This is a genomic window from Pseudomonas sp. TWP3-1, from assembly GCF_049896625.1.
In the GTDB taxonomy this organism is placed as follows: domain Bacteria; phylum Pseudomonadota; class Gammaproteobacteria; order Pseudomonadales; family Pseudomonadaceae; genus Aquipseudomonas.
This window is the reverse complement of record NZ_JAFCUQ010000025.1, coordinates 43,940-62,874: the sequence shown is the minus strand read 5'-3', so window position 1 is coordinate 62,874 and position 18,935 is coordinate 43,940. Positions and strand designations below refer to the sequence as shown.

Annotated in this window: 18 protein-coding genes and 1 pseudogene; 8 read left to right on the top strand and 11 right to left on the bottom strand. The window is 59.7% G+C overall.

The genetic code is table 11. The annotated features are described in order from the left end of the window. Positions 1 to 1,313: type VI secretion system tip protein TssI/VgrG (tssI, locus tag ACP7BN_RS25470; protein WP_426206584.1), on the bottom strand; the 1,313-nt coding region annotated here is incomplete at its 3' end. A 285-nt stretch (positions 1,314 to 1,598) separates the two neighbouring features. Next, positions 1,599 to 2,075, bottom strand: a complete 477-nt coding sequence (locus ACP7BN_RS25465; protein WP_426206583.1) for a (R)-mandelonitrile lyase — start codon at positions 2,073 to 2,075, stop codon at positions 1,599 to 1,601. A gap of 97 nt (positions 2,076 to 2,172) precedes the next feature. On the opposite strand from ACP7BN_RS25465, the gene ACP7BN_RS25460 reads away from it, so the two are divergent. After that, on the top strand, positions 2,173 to 3,066 hold the full coding sequence (locus tag ACP7BN_RS25460; protein WP_426206582.1) for a LysR family transcriptional regulator: 894 nt from the start codon (positions 2,173 to 2,175) through the stop codon (positions 3,064 to 3,066). Positions 3,067 to 3,072: 6 nt separating this feature from the next. Here ACP7BN_RS25460 and ACP7BN_RS25455 read toward each other — a convergent pair whose 3' ends face one another. From ACP7BN_RS25455 to ACP7BN_RS25445, 3 genes are read right to left on the bottom strand one after another with little or no spacing between them, the layout of a single operon-like run. Next, entirely contained in the window at positions 3,073 to 4,308 is a 1,236-nt protein-coding gene (locus tag ACP7BN_RS25455) for a nucleoside permease (RefSeq protein ID WP_426206581.1), read from the bottom strand. A gap of 48 nt (positions 4,309 to 4,356) precedes the next feature. Continuing rightward, positions 4,357 to 5,451 carry a sugar phosphate isomerase/epimerase family protein gene (locus ACP7BN_RS25450; RefSeq protein ID WP_426206580.1) on the bottom strand — a complete coding sequence of 365 codons (1,095 nt, stop codon included), beginning with the start codon at positions 5,449 to 5,451 and terminating at the stop codon, positions 4,357 to 4,359. Continuing rightward, positions 5,448 to 6,581 (bottom strand): Gfo/Idh/MocA family protein, encoded by a 1,134-nt coding sequence (locus ACP7BN_RS25445; RefSeq protein WP_426206579.1) that lies wholly within the window; start codon positions 6,579 to 6,581, stop codon positions 5,448 to 5,450. The genes ACP7BN_RS25450 and ACP7BN_RS25445 overlap by 4 nt, the downstream gene beginning before the upstream one ends. Before the next feature lie 197 nt (positions 6,582 to 6,778). Between ACP7BN_RS25445 and ACP7BN_RS25440 the strand changes: the two genes are divergently transcribed. Then, positions 6,779 to 7,780, top strand: coding sequence for a LacI family DNA-binding transcriptional regulator (locus ACP7BN_RS25440; RefSeq protein WP_426206578.1), 1,002 nt, complete (start codon positions 6,779 to 6,781; stop codon positions 7,778 to 7,780). On the opposite strand, the gene ACP7BN_RS25435 is transcribed toward ACP7BN_RS25440, so the two are convergent. Further along, positions 7,777 to 8,721, bottom strand: coding sequence for an aldo/keto reductase (locus ACP7BN_RS25435; protein ID WP_426206577.1), 945 nt, complete (start codon positions 8,719 to 8,721; stop codon positions 7,777 to 7,779). The two genes, ACP7BN_RS25440 and ACP7BN_RS25435, sit on opposite strands and share 4 nt — an antisense overlap. A gap of 112 nt (positions 8,722 to 8,833) precedes the next feature. Here ACP7BN_RS25435 and ACP7BN_RS25430 point away from each other — a divergent pair, with 112 nt between their 5' ends. After that, a complete protein-coding gene (locus tag ACP7BN_RS25430) occupies positions 8,834 to 9,613 on the top strand; it encodes an alpha/beta hydrolase (protein WP_426206576.1) in 780 nt (259 codons plus the stop codon). Here ACP7BN_RS25430 and ACP7BN_RS25425 read toward each other — a convergent pair. Further along, positions 9,602 to 10,048 carry an NUDIX hydrolase gene (locus ACP7BN_RS25425; protein WP_426206575.1) on the bottom strand — a complete coding sequence of 149 codons (447 nt, stop codon included), beginning with the start codon at positions 10,046 to 10,048 and terminating at the stop codon, positions 9,602 to 9,604. The genes ACP7BN_RS25430 and ACP7BN_RS25425 overlap by 12 nt on opposite strands. Between ACP7BN_RS25425 and ACP7BN_RS25420 the strand changes: the two genes are divergently transcribed. Further along, positions 10,034 to 10,360, top strand: a complete 327-nt coding sequence (locus ACP7BN_RS25420; protein ID WP_426206574.1) for a hypothetical protein — start codon at positions 10,034 to 10,036, stop codon at positions 10,358 to 10,360. The genes ACP7BN_RS25425 and ACP7BN_RS25420 overlap by 15 nt on opposite strands. 125 nt (positions 10,361 to 10,485) lie before the next feature. Then, the gene (locus tag ACP7BN_RS25415; protein ID WP_426206573.1) at positions 10,486 to 10,914 is read left to right on the top strand and encodes a nuclear transport factor 2 family protein; all 429 of its coding nucleotides are present in this window, start codon (positions 10,486 to 10,488) and stop codon (positions 10,912 to 10,914) included. A 67-nt stretch (positions 10,915 to 10,981) separates the two neighbouring features. On the opposite strand, the gene mqo is transcribed toward ACP7BN_RS25415, so the two are convergent. Continuing rightward, positions 10,982 to 12,631 (bottom strand): malate dehydrogenase (quinone), encoded by a 1,650-nt coding sequence (gene mqo / locus ACP7BN_RS25410; protein ID WP_426206572.1) that lies wholly within the window; start codon positions 12,629 to 12,631, stop codon positions 10,982 to 10,984. Positions 12,632 to 13,058: 427 nt separating this feature from the next. Between mqo and ACP7BN_RS25405 the strand changes: the two genes are divergently transcribed. After that, entirely contained in the window at positions 13,059 to 13,490 is a 432-nt protein-coding gene (locus tag ACP7BN_RS25405; protein ID WP_426206571.1) for a nuclear transport factor 2 family protein, read from the top strand. 190 nt (positions 13,491 to 13,680) lie between these two features. Here ACP7BN_RS25405 and ACP7BN_RS25400 read toward each other — a convergent pair whose 3' ends face one another. Both ACP7BN_RS25400 and ACP7BN_RS25395 read right to left on the bottom strand, forming a co-directional pair. Next, positions 13,681 to 14,406 carry a methyl-accepting chemotaxis protein gene (locus ACP7BN_RS25400; RefSeq protein WP_426206586.1) on the bottom strand — a complete coding sequence of 242 codons (726 nt, stop codon included), beginning with the start codon at positions 14,404 to 14,406 and terminating at the stop codon, positions 13,681 to 13,683. A 129-nt stretch (positions 14,407 to 14,535) separates the two neighbouring features. Beyond that, positions 14,536 to 15,396 (bottom strand): annotated as a pseudogene (locus ACP7BN_RS25395) (MCP four helix bundle domain-containing protein); the annotation flags it as partial. A 146-nt stretch (positions 15,397 to 15,542) separates the two neighbouring features. On the opposite strand from ACP7BN_RS25395, the gene ACP7BN_RS25390 reads away from it, so the two are divergent. Together ACP7BN_RS25390 and ACP7BN_RS25385 are read left to right on the top strand one after the other, a co-directional pair. Beyond that, complete coding sequence (locus tag ACP7BN_RS25390; RefSeq protein ID WP_420649476.1) at positions 15,543 to 15,857, top strand: DUF2388 domain-containing protein; 315 nt, start codon at positions 15,543 to 15,545, stop codon at positions 15,855 to 15,857. Positions 15,858 to 15,939: 82 nt separating this feature from the next. Further along, positions 15,940 to 16,353 carry a hypothetical protein gene (locus ACP7BN_RS25385; protein WP_426206585.1) on the top strand — a complete coding sequence of 138 codons (414 nt, stop codon included), beginning with the start codon at positions 15,940 to 15,942 and terminating at the stop codon, positions 16,351 to 16,353. On the opposite strand, the gene ligD is transcribed toward ACP7BN_RS25385, so the two are convergent. Further along, the gene (ligD, locus tag ACP7BN_RS25380) at positions 16,354 to 18,933 is read right to left on the bottom strand and encodes a DNA ligase D (protein WP_426206570.1); all 2,580 of its coding nucleotides are present in this window, start codon (positions 18,931 to 18,933) and stop codon (positions 16,354 to 16,356) included. Positions 18,934 to 18,935: the final 2 nt, after the last annotated feature.

Sequence of the window (18,935 nt, the reverse complement as noted above, 5' to 3'; positions counted from 1 at the left end):
GGGATGCTGATGGCGCCGTAGCGGTCGCCGGCCCAGGAGCTGGAGACGCGTAGCCAGCAGCTGGTTTTGTCGTCGGCCAGGCCTTCGCGGTCCCAGTGGAACTGGACTTTGATGCGGCCGTACTGGTCGCAGTGGATTTCTTCGCCTTTGGGGCCGGTGACGTGGGCGGTCTGGCTGCCGAGCACGCGCGGTTTCGGGTGTTCCAGCGCCGGGCGGTAGAACACGTCCCACGGGGTGGCGAGGAAGGTGTTGCGGTAGCCCTGGTGGAAGTCATCTTTGTTGTCGGTGGTGTCGCTGGTCACCGATTCTTCGAGGACTTGCGGCTGTTTGCCTTCGTGGAAGATTTCCGTGAGCAGCCACAGGTCGTTCCACTCGCTGCGCGGGTGGTCGGACAGTTCCATGAAGTGGCCGCTGACCAGTTTGGTCTGGTCGCCGCGACCTTCGGCCCGTCGGTAGTCGGCACGGTGGCGTTCGAGGGCGCGTTGGCTAAGGAATTTGCCGCGCGCGCGGTCGATGAAGCGGCCGGGGTAGTCGTAGTCTTCCAGATCCGGCTCAGTGCTTTCGCCTTCAGCCGCGGCTTCCGGTTTGTACGCCGCTTCCATTTGCAGGCGCGGTTTTTCGAAGTCGTAGTCGCGGCGGGTGACGCGGCCGGTGCGCGTTTCCAGGCGCAGTTTGAAGCTTTTGATCACCGGTTCGTCGGCGACCATGCCACTGCCTTGCACGTACGCGGTCGGCTGGCCGAGTTTCTGGAATACGGTCTGGTCGTCGCCGAACACCAGCAGATGACCTTTGTCGCTGTGCTGGAAGTGGTAGTGAATGCCCTCTTCTTCACACAGGCGCTGGACGAAATGCAGGTCGGTTTCGTCGTACTGCACGCAGTAGTCGCGATCCGGGCACGGCTGGCTCAATTGAAAGCTGTAGGCGTTGCCCTTGATCCCGTGTTCGTCGAGGATCAGCGCGATGATTTTCGGCGCCGACATCTGCTGGTAGATGCGCTGGTTGGTGCGGTGATGCAGGTATTGCAGTTGCGGCACCAGCGAGACTTTGTAGCGGGTCAGGCGCTTGCCGGCATCGCCTTGGGCGACGCGATAGATCTGGCCGTGGATGCCCGAGCCCTGCGGATCGAGGGCCAGGAACGCCTGCTTGTGCAGGAGTTTTTCCAGGTCCAGATCGGGGTTTTCGCTGACCAGTTCGAGGTCGAAGCGATACGGCTGGCTGATGCCCTCGGTGCCGGTGAACGAAAGCACTTGAAGATCGTGTTTAAAATCATCGATGGTCAGACTGAAATGAGCTTGGTTGGCCGGACTGAACATCTACTGTTGCTCCTTGGGGTGAGGTAGATCTTCCATAAAACCCAAGCGTGCCAATCAAGCATGAAGGCGCTATGCGAGCGGCAGCGAATGAGCCGGGCAATGATAGCTCGCCTGAACTGCGCAAGAAGTTGCGCAGTAGCCCGGAGAGACCCGGTACGCGGGAGGCTCAAGCAATTGAAACATTATGTTTCGTAAACGGCGTAACGGGAGTAGCTCAGCCGAGGCGCCATTCAGATTTCAATGGCGATCTCGGTGATTGCAACCTGTGATTGCGCCAAACCCCGCTTAGTCGGCAGGCGAATATTGCGCGTCGCTCACCTGCTCCATCCATTCCACCACGCTGCCATCAAGCGCTTCGGCGATGGCGATGTGGGTCATCGCTGTCGTCGACGCAGCCCCATGCCAATGCTTCACACCCGGTGCAATCCACACCGTATCCCCCGGCCGAATCACCCGCACGTCCTGCCCCCACTCCTGCACGAATCCCGCTCCCGAAGTGACAATCAACGTCTGCCCCAACGGATGCGTATGCCACGCCGTACGCGCGCCCGGCTCGAAGGTCACGGTAGCGCCGCTGACCCGCGCGGCATCGGTCCCTTTGAACGGCGCATCAACCCGCACCGTGCCAGTGAACCAATCAGCCGGGCCACGTGCCGAAGGCTGAGAACCATTGGGTGTGACGGTGACACGCGACGTGTCGTTGGCCTGAACGTCGGCAGCGAGCAAGGACAGGGTCAACGCAGAAGCGGCAATCGGATTCATGGTGATGTTCTCCAATAAAGACAGTCATCACTGTACCCAGCCGTACTCTGCAGATAATCGACTAAAATTCGAAAAAACTTATGCAGGACACTCATCAATGCTTCGTGAAAATGCCAGTGACTTGCTCGCTTTCCTCGCCGTGGCGCGTGAACGCAGTTTCACCAAAGCCGCAGCCAAACTCGGCGTTTCGCAGTCGGCGCTCAGCCACACCATTCGCGCGCTTGAAGCACGCTTGGGCATGCGGCTGTTGACGCGCACCACGCGCAGCGTTTCCCCCACCGACGCTGGCGAACATTTGCTGCAAACCGTCGGCCCGCGTTTCGAAGAGATCGAGCTGGAGCTGGCGGCGCTGAGCAGCCTGCGCGAGACCCCGGCCGGGCGGATCCGCATCAGCGCCACTGACCATTCGCTGGATTGGCTGTTGCGTCCGGTGCTGAAAGAGTTCCTCCCGCAATACCCGGACATCGCCGTCGAGGTCTGTTGCGATTACGGTTTCGTCGACATCGCCGGGCAGGGTTTCGATGCTGGCGTGCGGCTCGGCGAAGACGTGGCGCAAGGCATGATCGCCACCCGCATCGGCCCGGACATGCGCATGGCGGTGGTTGGCTCGCCAGGCTATTTCAAAAACCGCCCAGTACCGGAAACCCCAAGGGACTTGACCGATCACGCTTGCAACAATCTGCGCCTGCCGACCAATGGCGGCCTCTACACCTGGGAGTTCGAGAAGGACGGTGAAAGCCTCAAGGTGCGGGTCTCCGGGCAGATCACCCTGAGCGGTGTGTACCCGCTGCTCGATGCGGCGCTCGATGGTTTCGGCCTGAGCTACATCCCGGAAAACCTGGTTGCAACGCATCTGGCCGACGGAAGTCTGGTGCAAGTACTGGAAGACTGGTGCCCCGCATTTTCCGGCTATCACCTGTATTACCCGAGCCGACGCCAGGCGGCGCCGGCTTTCGCGTTGTTGCTTGAGGCGTTGCGTTATCGCGGTTGAAGCTTTTCAGCCGTTGGATGGCTGTGCCGCCACCGTTTGCCGACCATTGAACGCGAGCAGAAAACAGGCAAACACTGCGAGGGCAAATCCGGCCGGGAACATCCAGATGCTGCGCCAGTCGTGTACACCCGCCGTTGCGTAGTGATCGGTCACCTGCCCCGCCACCCAGAAACCGATCAACATGCCAACGCCATAAGTCGCCAAGGTAATCAGGCCTTGCGCCGAACTGCGGAAACGCTCGGAAGCCTTCGCATCGGTATAGATCTGCCCCGAAACGAAGAAGAAGTCATAGCAGATGCCGTGCAGCGCGATGCCGGTAAACAGCATGAACGCCAGATCGCCATTGTTGCCGTAGGCGAACAGTGCATAGCGCAGCGCCCACGCCAGCATCCCCACCAGCAGCGTCAACTTGATGCCGAAGCGCTGGATGAACAGCGGCAACAGCAACATGAACAGCACTTCTGACACCTGCCCGATGGCCATTTTTGCGGTCGGGTTGGTCATGCCGATTTCAGCCAGAAACGGGTTGGCATTCTGGTAGTAGAACGCCAACGGAATGCAGATCAGGATCGAGGCGATGAAGAACACCAGATAGCTGCGATCCTTGAGCAGACCCAACGCATCCAGCCCCAGCAACTGCTTGATCCCGACATTGGCGGACTCGCGCTTCAGCGGCGCAGTGGCTGGCAGCGAAAAGCTGTAAAGGCCGAGCAACAGCGAGGCAATCGCCGCCATCAGGAACGTATTGCGCAACCCGCCAGAGGCGATGGACGCGCTCGAATCCCAGGCAAACCCGAAACTGATCACCAGCCCGGCCACGATCCAGCCGACCGTGCCCCACACGCGAATCCGCGAAAACTCCAGCGCCGGATCGCGCATCTGCCGGAACGCCACCGAGTTCACCAGCGCCAAGGTCGGCATGTAGATGACCATGTACGCCAGCACGAACGGATAAAACGCCGCGAAATCCGTCGCGCTATACAGGCGGTACAACAGCACGGCGCCCAGCAGGTGCAACACGGCGAGGATGCGTTCGGCGTTGAACCAGCGGTCAGCGATCAGGCCGATCACGAATGGCGCGATGATCGCGCCCCACGACTGGGTGGAAAACGCCATTCCGATCTGTCCGCCACTGGCCCCCAGATTGCTCGCCAGAAAGGTGCCGAGGGTCACGAACCAGCCGCCCCAGATAAAGAACTGCAAAAACATCATCACGCTCAGGCGTGCATTCATCGTGGTCATTTCAGTCACCGTTTTATTTTTGTTGTGGCTAACCGTGGTGCAGTTTTTTCAGCGTTCGCTCAGGCCGAGCAGGCGCCGGTTGGATTGCAGGTCGGAGGTCACCCCGGCGAAATCGTCGAACGCCTTGGTGGCTTTGCTGATCATGTGCCGCTCGATAAACGCCGCACCTTCAGCGGCGCCTTGCACCGAATCTTTCAGGCAGCATTCCCACTCGAGCACCGCCCAGCCGTCGTAACCGTACTGGGTGAATTTGCTGAAAATCGCCTTGAAATCGATCTGCCCGTCGCCCAGCGAACGGAAGCGCCCCGGCCGATCAACCCAGCTCTGATAACCGCCATAAACCCCGGAGCGTGCGTCCGGGCGGAACTCGGCGTCCTTGACGTGGAACATGCGGATGCGTGCGTGGTAGCGATCGATGAAACCCAGATAGTCCATCTGTTGCAGCAGCAAATGGCTCGGGTCGTAAAGAATCGTCGCGCGCGGATGCTGATTAACCGCCTCCAGGAATCGCTCGAACGAGGCGCCGTCGTGCAGGTCTTCGCCCGGATGGATTTCGAAACACAGATCCACACCTGCCGCATCGAAGGCGTCGAGAATCGGCAACCAGCGGCGGCCGAGTTCAGCAAAACCTTCCTCGACCAGCCCCGCCGGGCGCTGCGGCCACGGGTACATGTAGGGCCACAGCAAGGCGCCGGAAAACGTCGCGTGCGCACTCAAGCCCAGACGCTGGCTGGCGCGTGCGGCGAGTTTCAATTGCTCGATGGCCCACTCGGTGCGCGCCTGCGGCTGGCCGCGCACATGCTCAGGGGCGAAGTCGTCGAACAGCGCATCAAACGCCGGGTGCACCGCCACCAACTGGCCTTGCAGGTGCGTCGAGAGTTCGCTGATTTGCACACCGGCCTTGGCGCACACGGCGTTCAATTCGTCGCAGTAATCCTGAGATTCGGCGGCGAGCGCCAAGTCGATATAGCGTGTGCCCAAGGTCGGCAACTGAATCGCCTTGTAGCCTTGGGATGCGGCCCAATGAGCAATGTTGCTCAGGGTATCGAACGGCGCTTCGTCGGCGATGAACTGGGCGAGGAAGATCCCGGGGCCGCGCAGGCCTGGTTGAGCTTGCTGCATGACAGATGTCTCCAGATTCATGGGGTGATCGCCGTCCACTTGGCGTCGCCGCGATGGTTGGCCACCGCCGCTTCGATGAACGCCATGCCACGCAGGCCGACGTTGATGCCGGGTACGCCGGGGGCGTCGTGACCGCTAGTGTGATTGCGGATGGCGCGGGCAAAATCGTTGTAGAGGTTGGCCATCGCCTCCAGATAACCTTCGGGATGACCGGCCGGCAGACGCATGCGTTGCAGCGCGGCCTCGCACAGCCACGGCTGGCCGATACCCGAGCGCAGGATTTGCAGCGGTTGGTCGAGGGAGCGGTGGATCAGGCTTGATGGCTCTTCCTGGCGCCATTCCAGGCCACCCTTGTCGCCGTAGACGCGGATCTTCAGCGGGTTTTCTTCCCCCGCACAGACCTGGCTGGCGATCAGCACGCCGCTGGCGCCATTCGCCAGTTTGAGCAGCATCGCCGCGTCGTCATCCAGTTGGCGGCCGGGGATATGCACGCCGAGGCTGACGCAGATGTGTTCGATGGATTGGTCGGCGACAAATTCCGCCAACGAAAAAGCGTGGGTGCCGATGTCGCCGATGCAGCCGCCCGGCCCCGAGAACTCCGGACGATCACGCCATTCGGCTTGTTTGTTGCCTTCTCCCGCCACATCGCGGCTGAGCCAGCCTTGCGGGTACTCGACGATGACTTTGCGCACTTTGCCGATTACGCCATTGCGCACCATCTCCCGGGCCTGCCAGACCATCGGGTAACCGAGGTAAGTGTGGGCGAGGCCGTAGAGCTGGCCGCTGCTGGTAATTACCTTTTGTAACTCGAACAATTCAGCCAGGCTCAGCGCCGCCGGTTTTTCCGAAAACACGTGGAACCCGGCGCGCAGTGCCTCAGCAGCAATCGGTGCGTGCAAGTGATTCGGCGTGACAATGACCAACAGTTGCATGCGCTGCTCGGCAGGCAAGGCGCTTTCGCGTTCCAGCAATTGCTGCCAGTCGCCGTAACAGCGCGCTTCGGATAGCCCCAGCGCTGCGCCGGTCTCAAGATTGTTCTGCGGGTCGCGGCTGAATGCGCCGCACACCAGTTCGAAATGCCCATCGAGACCAGCCGCCTGACGGTGCGCCTGACCGATAAATGCGCCGGCACCACCGCCGACAAATCCCATCCTTATTCTGCTTGCCGTGTGCATCGCGACGCTTCTCTGTTCGGGGAGCAAGTCCCGGGTTTACAGGAGATGTAACCGGTTACATCATGGCGCAAATCTAGGCTCGACGATCACCGCTGTCAAACACCGTCTGGCAGTTTGTGCCAAGCCGGCGCTGAGGTAAGCTCGCGACCTGCATTTCCGTCAACGAGGTGACCGTGTCGAACATCCGCGAAGTGGCGCGCCTGGCCGGGGTTTCGGTCGCCACGGTGTCGCGCACCCTGCGCTCGCCGGAACGGGTCTTGCCCGAGACCCGCGACAAGGTCAACGCAGCCGTGCAACAGGCCGGCTATCGGCCGAACCTGATGGCTGTGCAATTCCGCTCACGCAAGACCGGCAACCTGGTGATTCTGGTGCCGGCCATCGCCAACATCTTTTTCGCCCGGGTGATCAGCGGCGCGCAGCAAGCGGCGCAGGCAGCGGGCTACCGACTGCTGCTGTGCGACACCCAGGGCAGCGAATCCATCGAACGCGAGTTCGCCGAACTGGTTTACGCCCATCAAGCCGATGGCGTAATCCAGTTGCGTGCCAGCGATCCCTTCCACGACTTGGCGCCGGGTGTCGACACGCCGCCGCTGGTCAACGCTTGCGAAGTATTGAAAGACACCCGCCATCCGACCATCAGCCTCGATAACCGCGCTGCTGCCAGAGCCATGACCGAACATTTGATCGCCCTCGGCCACCGCCGTATCGGCTTGATCAAAGGCCCGCAGAGCAGCCCGCTGACGCAAGACCGGGTGGCCGGATATGAAGATGCCTTGCGTGGCGCAGGCATCCCGTGCGACCCGACATTGATCGCCCACGGCGATTTCAGCCTCAAGGCCGGCGATGAAGGCGCGGCGGCGATGTTGGCGATGAGTGAGCGCCCTACCGCGCTGTTCTGCGAAAACGATGAAATGGCCATCGGCGCGCTGCGACGCATTCGCCAACTCGGTTTGCGTGTGCCCGAAGACGTGTCGCTGGTGGGCTTCGATGACATTCCGTTCGCCGCCTACTGTGACCCGCCGCTAACGACCATCGCCCAACCCGCCGAGATGTTCGGCGAGATGGCGGTACACATGCTCATCACGTTGATCGAAGGCAAACCGCTGGACGAGCGGCAACGCGTGCTGCCATTCGAGCTGACCATCCGCCAGAGCAGCGCCGCGCCTGCGACTTAGCCGAGCAGCGCAATCAACTGATGCCGCTGCGCATCGGTAAGCATTGGGCCGAACCCGGCCTTGGCGTTGTCCGCCATGTAACGCGGGTTGCCGGTGCCGGGAATGACGCAAGTCACCGCCGGGTGTGCCAGCAAAAACTTCAGGGCCAGTTGTGGCCAACTGTTGACCTGCACATCGGAAGCCCACGCCGGCAGCGGCTGGCCCTTGAACCGCGCGAGCAATTCACCGCCACCGAACGGCCGATTGCAGATCACCGCGACGCCAAGCTCGCGGCATAACGGCAGGATGCGTTTCTCGACGGCACGATCATCGAGGGCGTAGTTGATTTGCAGGAAATCCACTTGCTCGGCTTTCAACACGGCCTCGACTTCGTCATAAGCCGTGGACGTGTAATGGGTGATGCCGATGTAGCGGATGCGCCCCTGCTCTTTCCATTCGCGCAGGGTTGGCAGATGGGCCTGCCAGTCCAACAGATTGTGGATCTGCATCAGATCGATACGCTCGGTGCGTAACAGGCGAAATGACTGCTCCATCTGCGCAATGCCCTCCTTGCGCCCGCGAGTCCAGACCTTGGTCGCCAGAAACGCCGGCGAGCGCGGTTCGTGGATCGACAGCATTTCCCCGGTGGTTTCTTCGGCGCGGCCATACATCGGCGAGCTATCAATCACAGTGCCGCCCTTCCTGAACAGTTCGTCGAGCACGGCCGGCAGTTGCTTGTAGGCCGGATCGCCGGGGGCGACGTCGAAGCCGCGATAGGTGCCCAACCCCACGAGCGGAAGCGACTCGGAGCTTGAAGGGATGGCGCGGGTCTGCATGGTCTGAGCTCCTGTAGCGCTGGGCGGCGTGGCGTTGGCCAGCGCTCGGTCAAAGGTGAAAACAGCCGAAACCCCGGCAGCCAGCGTGAGCAATCGGCGACGGGAATAACCCTCATTGTGGTTCATGCTGGCGCCCTTGCTCGGCGGATCTGTTGCACCCTGTGTTTTGGCGCAAACCGGGGAAGTCGGTGGTCTACACTGCGGCAGCCAATCTGCGCGCCCGGTTAAAGTTAGTCGAATGTCAAAAACCCTGATGTCACTCGTCGCATTGATCGTCGGCATTTACCTGGTGCTGTGCTTGGCGCTGTTCGTGTTTCAGCGCTCGCTGATCTACTTCCCCCAGCCCGCAGCCGTCGATTCACCGGACTCGCGGCTGACGTTGGCGATGCAGGATGCGCAGATCCGCGTGACCGTGCGCGAGCAAGTCGGGTCGAAGGCGCTGATCTATTTCGGCGGCAATGCCGAAGACGTGTCGCGCAATCTGCCGGAGTTCGCCGAGGCGTTTCCCGGTTACGCGCTGTATTTTCTGCATTACCGGGGTTTTGGCGGCAGCGAGGGGGCGCCATCGGAAGAAGCGATTGCCGAGGATGCGCTGGCGCTGTTCGATCAGGTCTACGCCAGCCATCCGCAAGTCGCGCTGATCGGACGCAGCCTCGGTTCCGGCGTTGCGGTGCGGCTAGCCAGTCAGCGACCGGCGACGCAGTTGATTCTGGTCACGCCGTACAACAGCCTTGAGGAAATCGCCGCCGGATATTACCCATGGTTGCCGGTGAAGTGGCTGCTCAAGGATCGCTACCAGTCGGGCAAGTACGCGGCGCACATCAGCGTGCCGACGTTATTGCTGGTGGCGAGCGAGGATGAAGTGATCCCACGGCTCAGCAGCGAGCGCTTGTTGGAGAGTTTTCCCAAGGGGGTGGCCACGCTGAAAGTCGTGGCGGATTCGGGGCACAACTCGATTTCGGAGCGGACGCAGTATTTGCAGTGGATCGGGGATTTTTTGAATCAGTCAATCAAGTAGCGCAGCTTGCTTCAGCAGCGCATACAGCCCAACAGGCACCAATGGCGACTGCTCGCTGAAACTTGAGCTGTCATGCCAACTGGCGGTGAAGGGTGAACCGTCGCTTTCATGGCCGTCGATCTGCGCTAGCTTATAAACGCCTGCATCGGCGAATGCTGCGTCGTACACCTGCACAATCTCGTGCCCCGGTTTGCCGTTATAGACAAAGATGCTTTCAAGCGTGCCCAACAAGCGCAGATCGGTTATCGCTAAACCCAACTCCTCCTGCACTTCTCGGATGACCGCCTCTGAACTGGTTTCACCAAATTCAATACCACCACCGACCGGGCGATAGCAGGTTTGCTGTTTGACCGGGTCGCGAAACTGATTAACCAGAATCTTGCCCTGGTGGTGAAAGACACACAGGGCGAGCGCGCGAATATGCTGTTCGGCCATGAAGAAAAAGTCCGTTTACGGTGGCAGGGGCGCGGATTAGAGCATAAGGCACCCGCGCAGCACACCGACTGGACGTCAAACCGGAGAGATGGTCGCCAGAACGCCGATCATAATGGTCAACACCAGAAACCCACCGAGAAAAATCGCCATCTTAGCCATGAAGGCCTCCTGAATGCTGAATGTCCGGCGCACCGGGCGCTTCGGGATGAAGTTCGCTGCGGGTCGCCGAAAGGCAGGCGCATTTTGAACCTGTGGCTGAGATGGTTACAGGTGCAGATTGAAGATGAAAAAGCAGATCAGATGGATTTCTAGCGGATCGCTAGATCGTTTCACGCATGAACAGACATTCAGAATCAGTCGGGAAGATTCACATCTCGGCACTTTGATCTAAAGTCAGTGCCGTCGCGCGAATAACAACAACAGTCCCGGAGTGGAATATGTCGCAACTTGATCTGCACCCCAACGCTGCCGAATCGCTGAACCGCTGGCACTCGATGATCCGCACTGGCGATCTGAGCGCCCTGCCCGATCTGCTTGACCCGGACGCTGTATTCCGCTCACCGATGGCGCATACGCCTTATCCGGGCGCGCCGGTGGTCTCGATGATTCTCAACACGGTGTTCAACGTGTTTGAAGATTTCGCCTACCACCGCGAACTGGCGACGGCGGATGGCTTGAATGTGGTGCTGGAATTCAGCGCCAAGGTTGCGGGGAAAGAGTTGAAGGGCATCGATATGATCCGCTTCAACGATCAGGGGAAAATTGTTGAGTTCGAAGTCATGGTTCGCCCGCTGAGCGGCCTGCAAGCCTTGGGCGCGGAGATGGGGCAGCGACTCGGCGCGTATCTGGCCAGCGCCAAAGCCTGAATCCCGCCCACAAAAAAGCCCACTGACCGTTACCGGTGCAGTGGGCTTTGTGTGTCAGGCGTCTAAATTACAGAGCCATGTCACGTGCAGCGTTTTCTTTTGGTGCTTTAGCCTTGTCAGCTTCAGCAGCCGGCGCTGGGGCAGCAGCCTGACCAATCACCGGAGGGGTTGGCAGTTGCAGGACCTTGGCGGTGTAAGCCCACTCTTCAGCCACTTTGGCTGGATCGTTGTTCAGCTGAGTACCGTAGCTTGGAACGATCTGGTGCAGCTTGGTTTGCCACTCAGGCGAAGCGACTTTGTCTTTGAAGACTTTCTGCAGCACGGTCAGCATGATCGGTGCAGCGGTCGACGCGCCTGGCGATGCGCCCAGCAGGCCGGCAATCGAGCCGTCTTTCGAGGCTACGATCTCGGTGCCCAGTTTCAGCACGCCACCAGCGGCTTCATCACGCTTGATGATTTGCACGCGTTGGCCGGCTTGCCACAGGCGCCAGTCTTCAGCTTTGGCGTTCGGGAAGTATTCCTTCAGCGCGTTCAGACGGTCTTCATCCGACAACATCAACTGACCAGCAAGGTACTCGACCAGCGGGTATTCCTTGATGCCGACCTTGGTCATAGGCCAGATGTTGTGGGTGGTGGTGCTGGTCAGCAGGTCCAGGTACGAGCCTTCCTTGAGGAACTTGGTGCTGAAGGTCGCAAATGGGCCAAACAGAATTACGCGCTTGCCGTCCAGGACACGGGTGTCCAGGTGCGGAACGGACATCGGCGGTGCGCCCACCGAAGCTTTACCGTAGGCCTTGGCCAGGTGCTGCTCAGCGATGGTCGGGTTTTCGGTCACGAGGAACGAACCACCTACCGGGAAGCCAGCGTATTCCTTGGCTTCTTCAATGCCGGACTTCTGCAGCAAGTGCAGTGCACCGCCGCCCGCGCCGATGAACACGAACTTGGCGTCGGTTTCGGTTTTGCTGCCGTCTTTCAGGTTTTTGTAGCTGACGCGCCAGGTGCCATCTGCATTCTTGGTGATGTCTTGCACTTCGCTCGACAGCTTCAAGCTGAAGTTAGGCTTGGTTTGCAGGTAACCGGCGAACTGGCGGGTGATTTCGCCGAAGTTCATGTCGGTGCCCAGCGGACTCCAGGTGGCCGCGATTTTCTGGTTCGGGTCACGCCCTTCCATCATCAGCGGGACCCACTTCTTGATGACAGCCGGGTCTTCGGAGTACTGCATGCCGGCGAACAGCGGGCTCGCTTGCAGCGCCTCGTAGCGTTTTTTCAGGAACTTGATGTTGTCATCGCCCCACACGAAGCTCATGTGCGGAGTGGTGTTGATGAACGAGCGAGGGTTCTTCAGAACGCCCTGCTGAACCTGCCACGACCAGAACTGACGGGAGATCTGGAACGCTTCGTTGATCTCGACGGCTTTCGGGATCGACACTTTGCCGTTCTCGTCTTCCGGGGTGTAGTTCAGCTCGGCCAGCGCGGAGTGGCCGGTACCGGCGTTGTTCCAGCCGTTGGAACTTTCCAGGGCGACGCCGTCCAGGCGCTCGACCATTTCCATCGACCAGCTTGGCTCCAGCTCATTGATCCACACACCCAGGGTGGTGCTCATGATGCCGCCGCCGATCAGCAGTACATCAACTTTCTTTGCCTCTTCCGCATGCACGGACGACAGCCCCATCGACAGAGCCAGCCCTAGCAAGGCTGTGTTCACTTTCTTAAACATCTGTAGCACCTATGATAAAACGCCTTCCGCCCGCCTCTGTTATCAGCATGCGATCCGCTTTGATGACGCTCAGGCTGGCGTCGCAGATTCCGGCACACTTCAATTTTGACGGGTGGGCACACAAGGCCGACATGCCGCATCGACCTCAGTTATATGTCCCTTCTGAACTGACTTCTTATCATTATTGGCTTCAGCTACTGGAGCGACAGGGGTTCCGCAGGCCCGTCCAAAGACGCGCCAAACCGAATAAGGTCAAACCAAGTGGCGCGAAGAATATCACGACATGGCAAACCCGCGCGTCTGTTCGCGACCGGAGAGTTTCAGATTGGTTCCTGAGGGCTTTCTTCGGCTAAGAATTATCTGCTACGTTGTACGACGACTGACGAATTCAGCCAGTTCGATACCATTACAACAACAAGGAATCCCCATGAACAAAAGCAAACTGCTGCTCGGCCTCTTCTGCGTCTTCAGCGGCTATGTCGTCGCCGCCCCTGCCCCGGCAGAAAAGGATGTCGCCCAAGCGGTCGATCACCTGACCCAGGCGATGCTGCACAAGGACATCGCCGAACTGAATGCACTGACCGCTGAAAACCTTACCTACGGCCATTCCAGCGGCAAGATTCAGGGCAAGAAAGAATTCATTGCCGACATCGAGACCGGTAGAAGCGCGTTCAAGACGCTAGAGATGCAGAAGCAGACCATCACTCTCTCCGGGGATACCGCACTTGTACGCCATCACTTCTCGGCTCAGGCGTTGAAAGGCACTGAAGTGGTGCCGACCGAGATCGAGAACTTTCAGATCTGGCAGAAGCAGGATGGGAAATGGTTGTTGGTGGGGCGTCAGGCGTTCAAGTTCTAAACAATTTTGGGCCTCTTGCGTGAGATACGGCTGGGTTTTTCTTGTGGCCCGAGCTCGATAGTGTTTTGACTGGCCTCTTCGCGGGCAAGCCCGCTCCCACAGGGTACAAGGCGTACTCCGGATTTGTGTTCCGTGCGTTCACTGTGGGAGCGGGCTTGCCCGCGAAGGCGTCCACTCAGACACTGCAAATTTAAAGTCGAAACCGATCCACCGACTGCGCCAGTCGCCCCGCCAGGCTCGACAACTCATCCGTGGTGTTCGCCGTCTGGCCAATCACCTTGCTGTTTCCCTCCGACATCCCGGCAATCATTTCCACCTGATGCGCAATCTCATTGCTCGCCTGGCTCTGTTCGCCAATGGTGCGGGTGATGTCGTTGACTAGTTGCGTAGTGCTGAGGGTCGCGTCGAGGATTTCACGGATCGCGCGTTCGACGTCCGCAGTGACGGCCATGCCTTTATCGACCTGGGCCACGCCCGCCTCCATGCTGCTCACCGCTTCACGGGTGCTGTTCTGAATGCGCGCGACCATCGCCGCGATTTCTTGGGTTGACGCACTGGTGCGCGCGGCAAGGCTGCGCACTTCATCGGCGACCACAGCGAAACCGCGCCCCTGCTCGCCTGCACGGGCCGCTTCGATGGCGGCGTTGAGTGCCAGCAGATTGGTTTGATCGGCGATACTTTTGATCACTTGAATGATGTTGAAGATGTTTTCGGACTCCTGATCCAGCGTGCGAATCACCTGCGCCGACTGCTGCGCCGAGCGCGCGATGTCGTCCATGTCGCTGACCACTTGATGGATCACCTGGCCGCCATTCTTCGCCAGTGATTCGGCCTGATTGGCCATGCCCAGCGCGCGTTCGGCGTGGCGGGTAATTTCCTCGATGCTGACGGTCATCTGCGTTGCGGCAGCGGCCATGGTGCCGGCGGCGACGCTTTGTTGCTGGCTGCTGTCGGCGACTTGATGGCAGCCATGGCTGAGTTGCTCGCTCATGCCGCTGACGCCATGGGCGTTGCGGCGTACCACGTCGATCATCTCGCGCAAATCGTGCTGCATGGTTGCCAGCGTGCGGATCAGCGCACTGGCCTCGTCCTTGCCGGACGGCTCGATGATCGGTTCGCTGAGGTTGCCGTGGGCGATGCTTTCGGCAATCCGGCTGGCGGTTTTCAGCGGACCCATGATGCTCAGGATCACCCAGCGTCCTTGGGCCAAAAGCAGCAACAGACTGGCGATCAGTACCGCGCCGAGGGCAATGTTGGCGTTACGGATCGCCGCTTCGGTGCCTTGGCTGGTTTGCTGGGTGTTGGTTTCAATCAGCTCGCTGAGTGCGGCCATCTGTTCTTCGAGCTGGCTGAATGCGCTGTTGAATGTACCGAGTTGCTGTTGCGCGGCATCCGGGTCGTCCAGCGCGAGGCCGACGATTCGCTCGCCGGCGCTGATATAGGTATCAAGGCTGGGCTTGATTTGGTCCAGCGCAGACTTGATCGTCGGGTTCACCGGCAACTTGAGATTCTCCCCAAGCACCTCACGAAAATGCGCAGCATGTTCGCCAATCGAGGCGCGCACCTCATCTGCGCTGCTCGTGCTTTTACCAAGGCCCACCAGCAATGCCGAATACACATCGGCGCGCAGGGCGTCGTGCATCATGTCGGCTTCGAGGTGATTGCGCAGCGCGCTCATGCTTACCGCGCTATCGCTGACCGCGCCCGACATCCGCACATTCCCCACGTAGCTGACCAGGCTGACAATCAGCGCCGTCAGCAGGCTGGTTGCAATCAGCAACATCAAACGCAATTTGATCGACACGTGGCTTTTCTCCGGGTCACGCGGCACAGCGCGCTTCAGAGCTTCAGTTAAGCCTATTTCCACGTGCCTGCCGCGCCAGAGCGTCTCAACGTGTGTCGTCATACTCGGCAATAACTTCAGGACTGTGCGCCGCGTCGCACTTTCCCCCGTCTATCGCTAGCGCAAAGCAACGGAACTCCGGGCCGGTGCGCGCCTCTCACATTATGTGGTAATTCCTTTTCGCTTCACGTTGCTGGAGGAACACCGTCATGCGTCATTTAGTGCTCGTTTCATCCTTGGTATTGTGTTTGCCCTTTGGTTCGGCGCTGGCCCGCGTCGATGCGAAAGATGTCGCGACCTCGGCAGGTGTTTCCGCATCGCTGTATTCGACCTTCAAGGATCACAAAATGGTGATTCCGGCGCGTGACGATTTGTCCGCATTCGTTGCCAGCGGCGGCGCTATTCGCGGCGTGTATCTGGAATCGGTGCTGCAACAGGTGCGTCAGGAAAATCCCGGCATCGACGCCAGCGATGAAGACTTGGCCAACGCGATTCTGGTGAACTACGAAGGAATGTCGCAATAACCTGCAACGTCGAGTGCGGTGCTCACCCGACTCCGATGGATGGCAGTTGAGCGACCATGGGCAAAATCGTCGGAGGGCCTCTATGATGGAGGCCATGACGATTCCTGTTCAGTTGCGCTCACCCTGCCCGCCCGGCGCCTGCATTTGCGGGCGCGATCCATTGCTCGAAACACCCGGGGCGGATTTGCGTATCCTGTTGCTGACGCGACAGGAAGAAAAGCTTCTGCTTGATCGCCTGGAAAACCTGAAAGATCTCGCCGATCTCAAACATATGCAACGCAAGATTTTCGACCAGTTGGGACTTCGCGTCGACATTGCGCCGGGCTTCAACGAAGTGCGCACCATGCGCGGCATCGCCATTCAAATTGATGATTTGCCCGGCCTGTGTCGCAAGACTCGCCAGTCAATTCCCGCTGCGATTCGCCGTGGTCTGGACAAGAATCCGCAAATCGCCTTCGACCTCCTCAACTCCCACGACTTGCTGCGCGACGCCTGATCACTTTTTCATGCCGACCCGTTTGCGCATCTCGGCGGTGATGCTTTGACGGGTCTTCTTCAAGTCCGCCCACGGCTCATCGCCGACTTCCGTCAGCCGCTCATGGACATTGTGGATGTTCCACTGATTGCCACCCTTGATCTCCCCGACCTCCTCTCGAAAAATCGGCACAGAAACCGGCAGGCCTTCGCGGGTACGCGCGGCGTAAGTGCAGATCGTGGTGGCGCCCAGTCCGTTGCGCAAGTAATCGATAAAGATCCGTCCGACGCGATTTTTCGGCCCGGAGACAGCTGAAAAGCGCTCCGGCAACAACTTGGCCATGTGCGTCACGATCGCGTGACTGAAATCCTTGACCTCATCCCAGCCGAGCTTGCGCGTCAGCGGCACCACCAGATGAATACCCTTGCCGCCGCTGGTCTTGAGGAATGCCTTCAAACCGAGTTCATCGAGCACGGTCAGCGTCAGCGCCGTTGCTTCGACCATGCTTTTCCATGGCAGAGCCGGATCCGGGTCGAGATCAAGGACGAAGCGATCGGGCTTGTCCAGATCCACCGTGGTGGCGTTCCAGGTGTGCAGCTCGACGGTGCTCATCTGCACCGCGCCGATCAGCGCTTCGGCGCTATTGACGAGCATGATCGGTTGGCCGGTGAGGTCTTTGTCCAGCGTCTTGATGCCGGGTATTGCCAGGTTTTCGGCATTTTTCTGAAAGAACAATTCGCCGCCGATACCATCCGGCGCACGCACCAGCGCCACCGGACGATCCTTGAGCTGCGGCAGAATCCACTCGGCAACGCTGGCGTAATACTCCGCCAATTGCATCTTGGTCGTGCCGCTGCTGGCGTCGATTACCCGATCCGGATGAGTGATGCGCACTTTGCCGCTGGCCAGACCCAGCTGCGACGGCGCGGTGTCGGCAGGCTTTTTCTCAACGGGTTTCCCGGCAGTTTTCGTCACTGATTTTTTCACAGGCTTCGCACGCTCCTCAGTGATGGCCTTGGCCGGTTTGTCATCGCGCAAACCATGAAACACCGCATGACGCACCGAGCCGTCCTTGGTCATCTCGGCAAACGCCACTTCCGCCAACAGACTCGGCTTGAGCCAATGCACGCCCTTGGCCTCGAAACCGCTGGGCGGATTGACCACTGCGGATTGCTTCACCTGCAACGGTTTGAGCTGCGCGAGGATGCTTTTCAATGTCGATTCACTGAAGCCCGTGCCGACCTTGCCGGCATACCGCAACTCACCGCTGTCGCGGTCGTGCAGCCCCAACAACAACGCGCCGAACGCACTGCGCGCGCCTTTCGGGTCGGTGTAGCCGACCACCACGAATTCCTGGCGATGTTTGCACTTGAGCTTGATCCAGTCACCGCTGCGCCGCGACACATAAGGCGAGCCAAGACGTTTGCCGATCAGGCCTTCCATCTGCATCTGGCAAGCGCTATTGAGCAACGCCTCGGGGGTTTCGTCGAAGGCTTCGGAGAAGCGCAGCAATGGATTTTCGTGGGCTTTCAGAACGGTCGATAGCGCGGCTCGACGCTCCTCTACAGGCACTTCGCGCAGATCAACGCCGTTCAAATAGGGCAGATCGAACAGGTAATAAATGATGTTGGCGCTGCTGCCCACTTCGAAGGCATTTTGCAGTGCCTGAAAGTCCGGTACGCCTTGCTCGTCAGCAACGATCATTTCACCGTCGAGCCACGCCGATTCCAGCCCCAGCGCAGCGAGCGCCTCGGCCTGTTTGGGCAATTTGTGCGTCCAGTCATGGCCGTTGCGCGTGAACAGCTGAACTTGGTCATGATCGATGCGCGCCATGATCCGGTAGCCGTCGAACTTGATCTCGTAGCTCCAGTCGCCATCAGGCGCGCTATCTACCAACGTGGCCAGTTCTGGCTTCAACTGCGCAGGAATTTTCGCCTTGTGCGCGCCAGTAAGTTTGCCCGAAGCAACCTTCTTCGCCTTGACCGGCTTAGCTTTCAGTGGCTTGACCTGTTTGGCGCTGAGTTTGGGTTTGTCCACCAGCGTACGTTCGCTGAGTACGCTGTCCGGCTCGGCTACCAGCACGTCGTAATCACTTTGCGGGCGCGCGGCGCTGTCCTGATGCTTGATCAGAAACCACTGCTGTTTCTTGCCCGGCATGTGCGTGCGCACCAGATTCCACAGGCCGGCGAGTTTCTCGCCTTGTAGCTCGAACTTGAGCTTGCCTTTGGCGTAGGCCGCCTCTGGATCCTCTTGCGGGATCCACACGCCGCGATCCCAGACGATTACATCGCCGGCGCCGTAATGCCCCTCGGGAATACTGCCCTCGAACGTCGCGTAATCCAGCGGATGGTCTTCGACGTGCACCGCGAGGCGCTTCACTTTCGGATCGAGCGACGGCCCTTTGGGTACAGCCCAACTTTTCAGCGAGCCATCAAGTTCCAGGCGAAAGTCGTAATGCAGGTGCGAAGCGTCGTGCTTTTGGATGCAGAACTGCAAGGTATGTTCGCCAGCGGTTTTCTTGCCCCGGCGCTTGACTGCCGCCGGTTCGGAAGTCGCCGAGAAATCGCGCATGCGGTTGTAGTCGTCGAGATTCCTGCTCATGG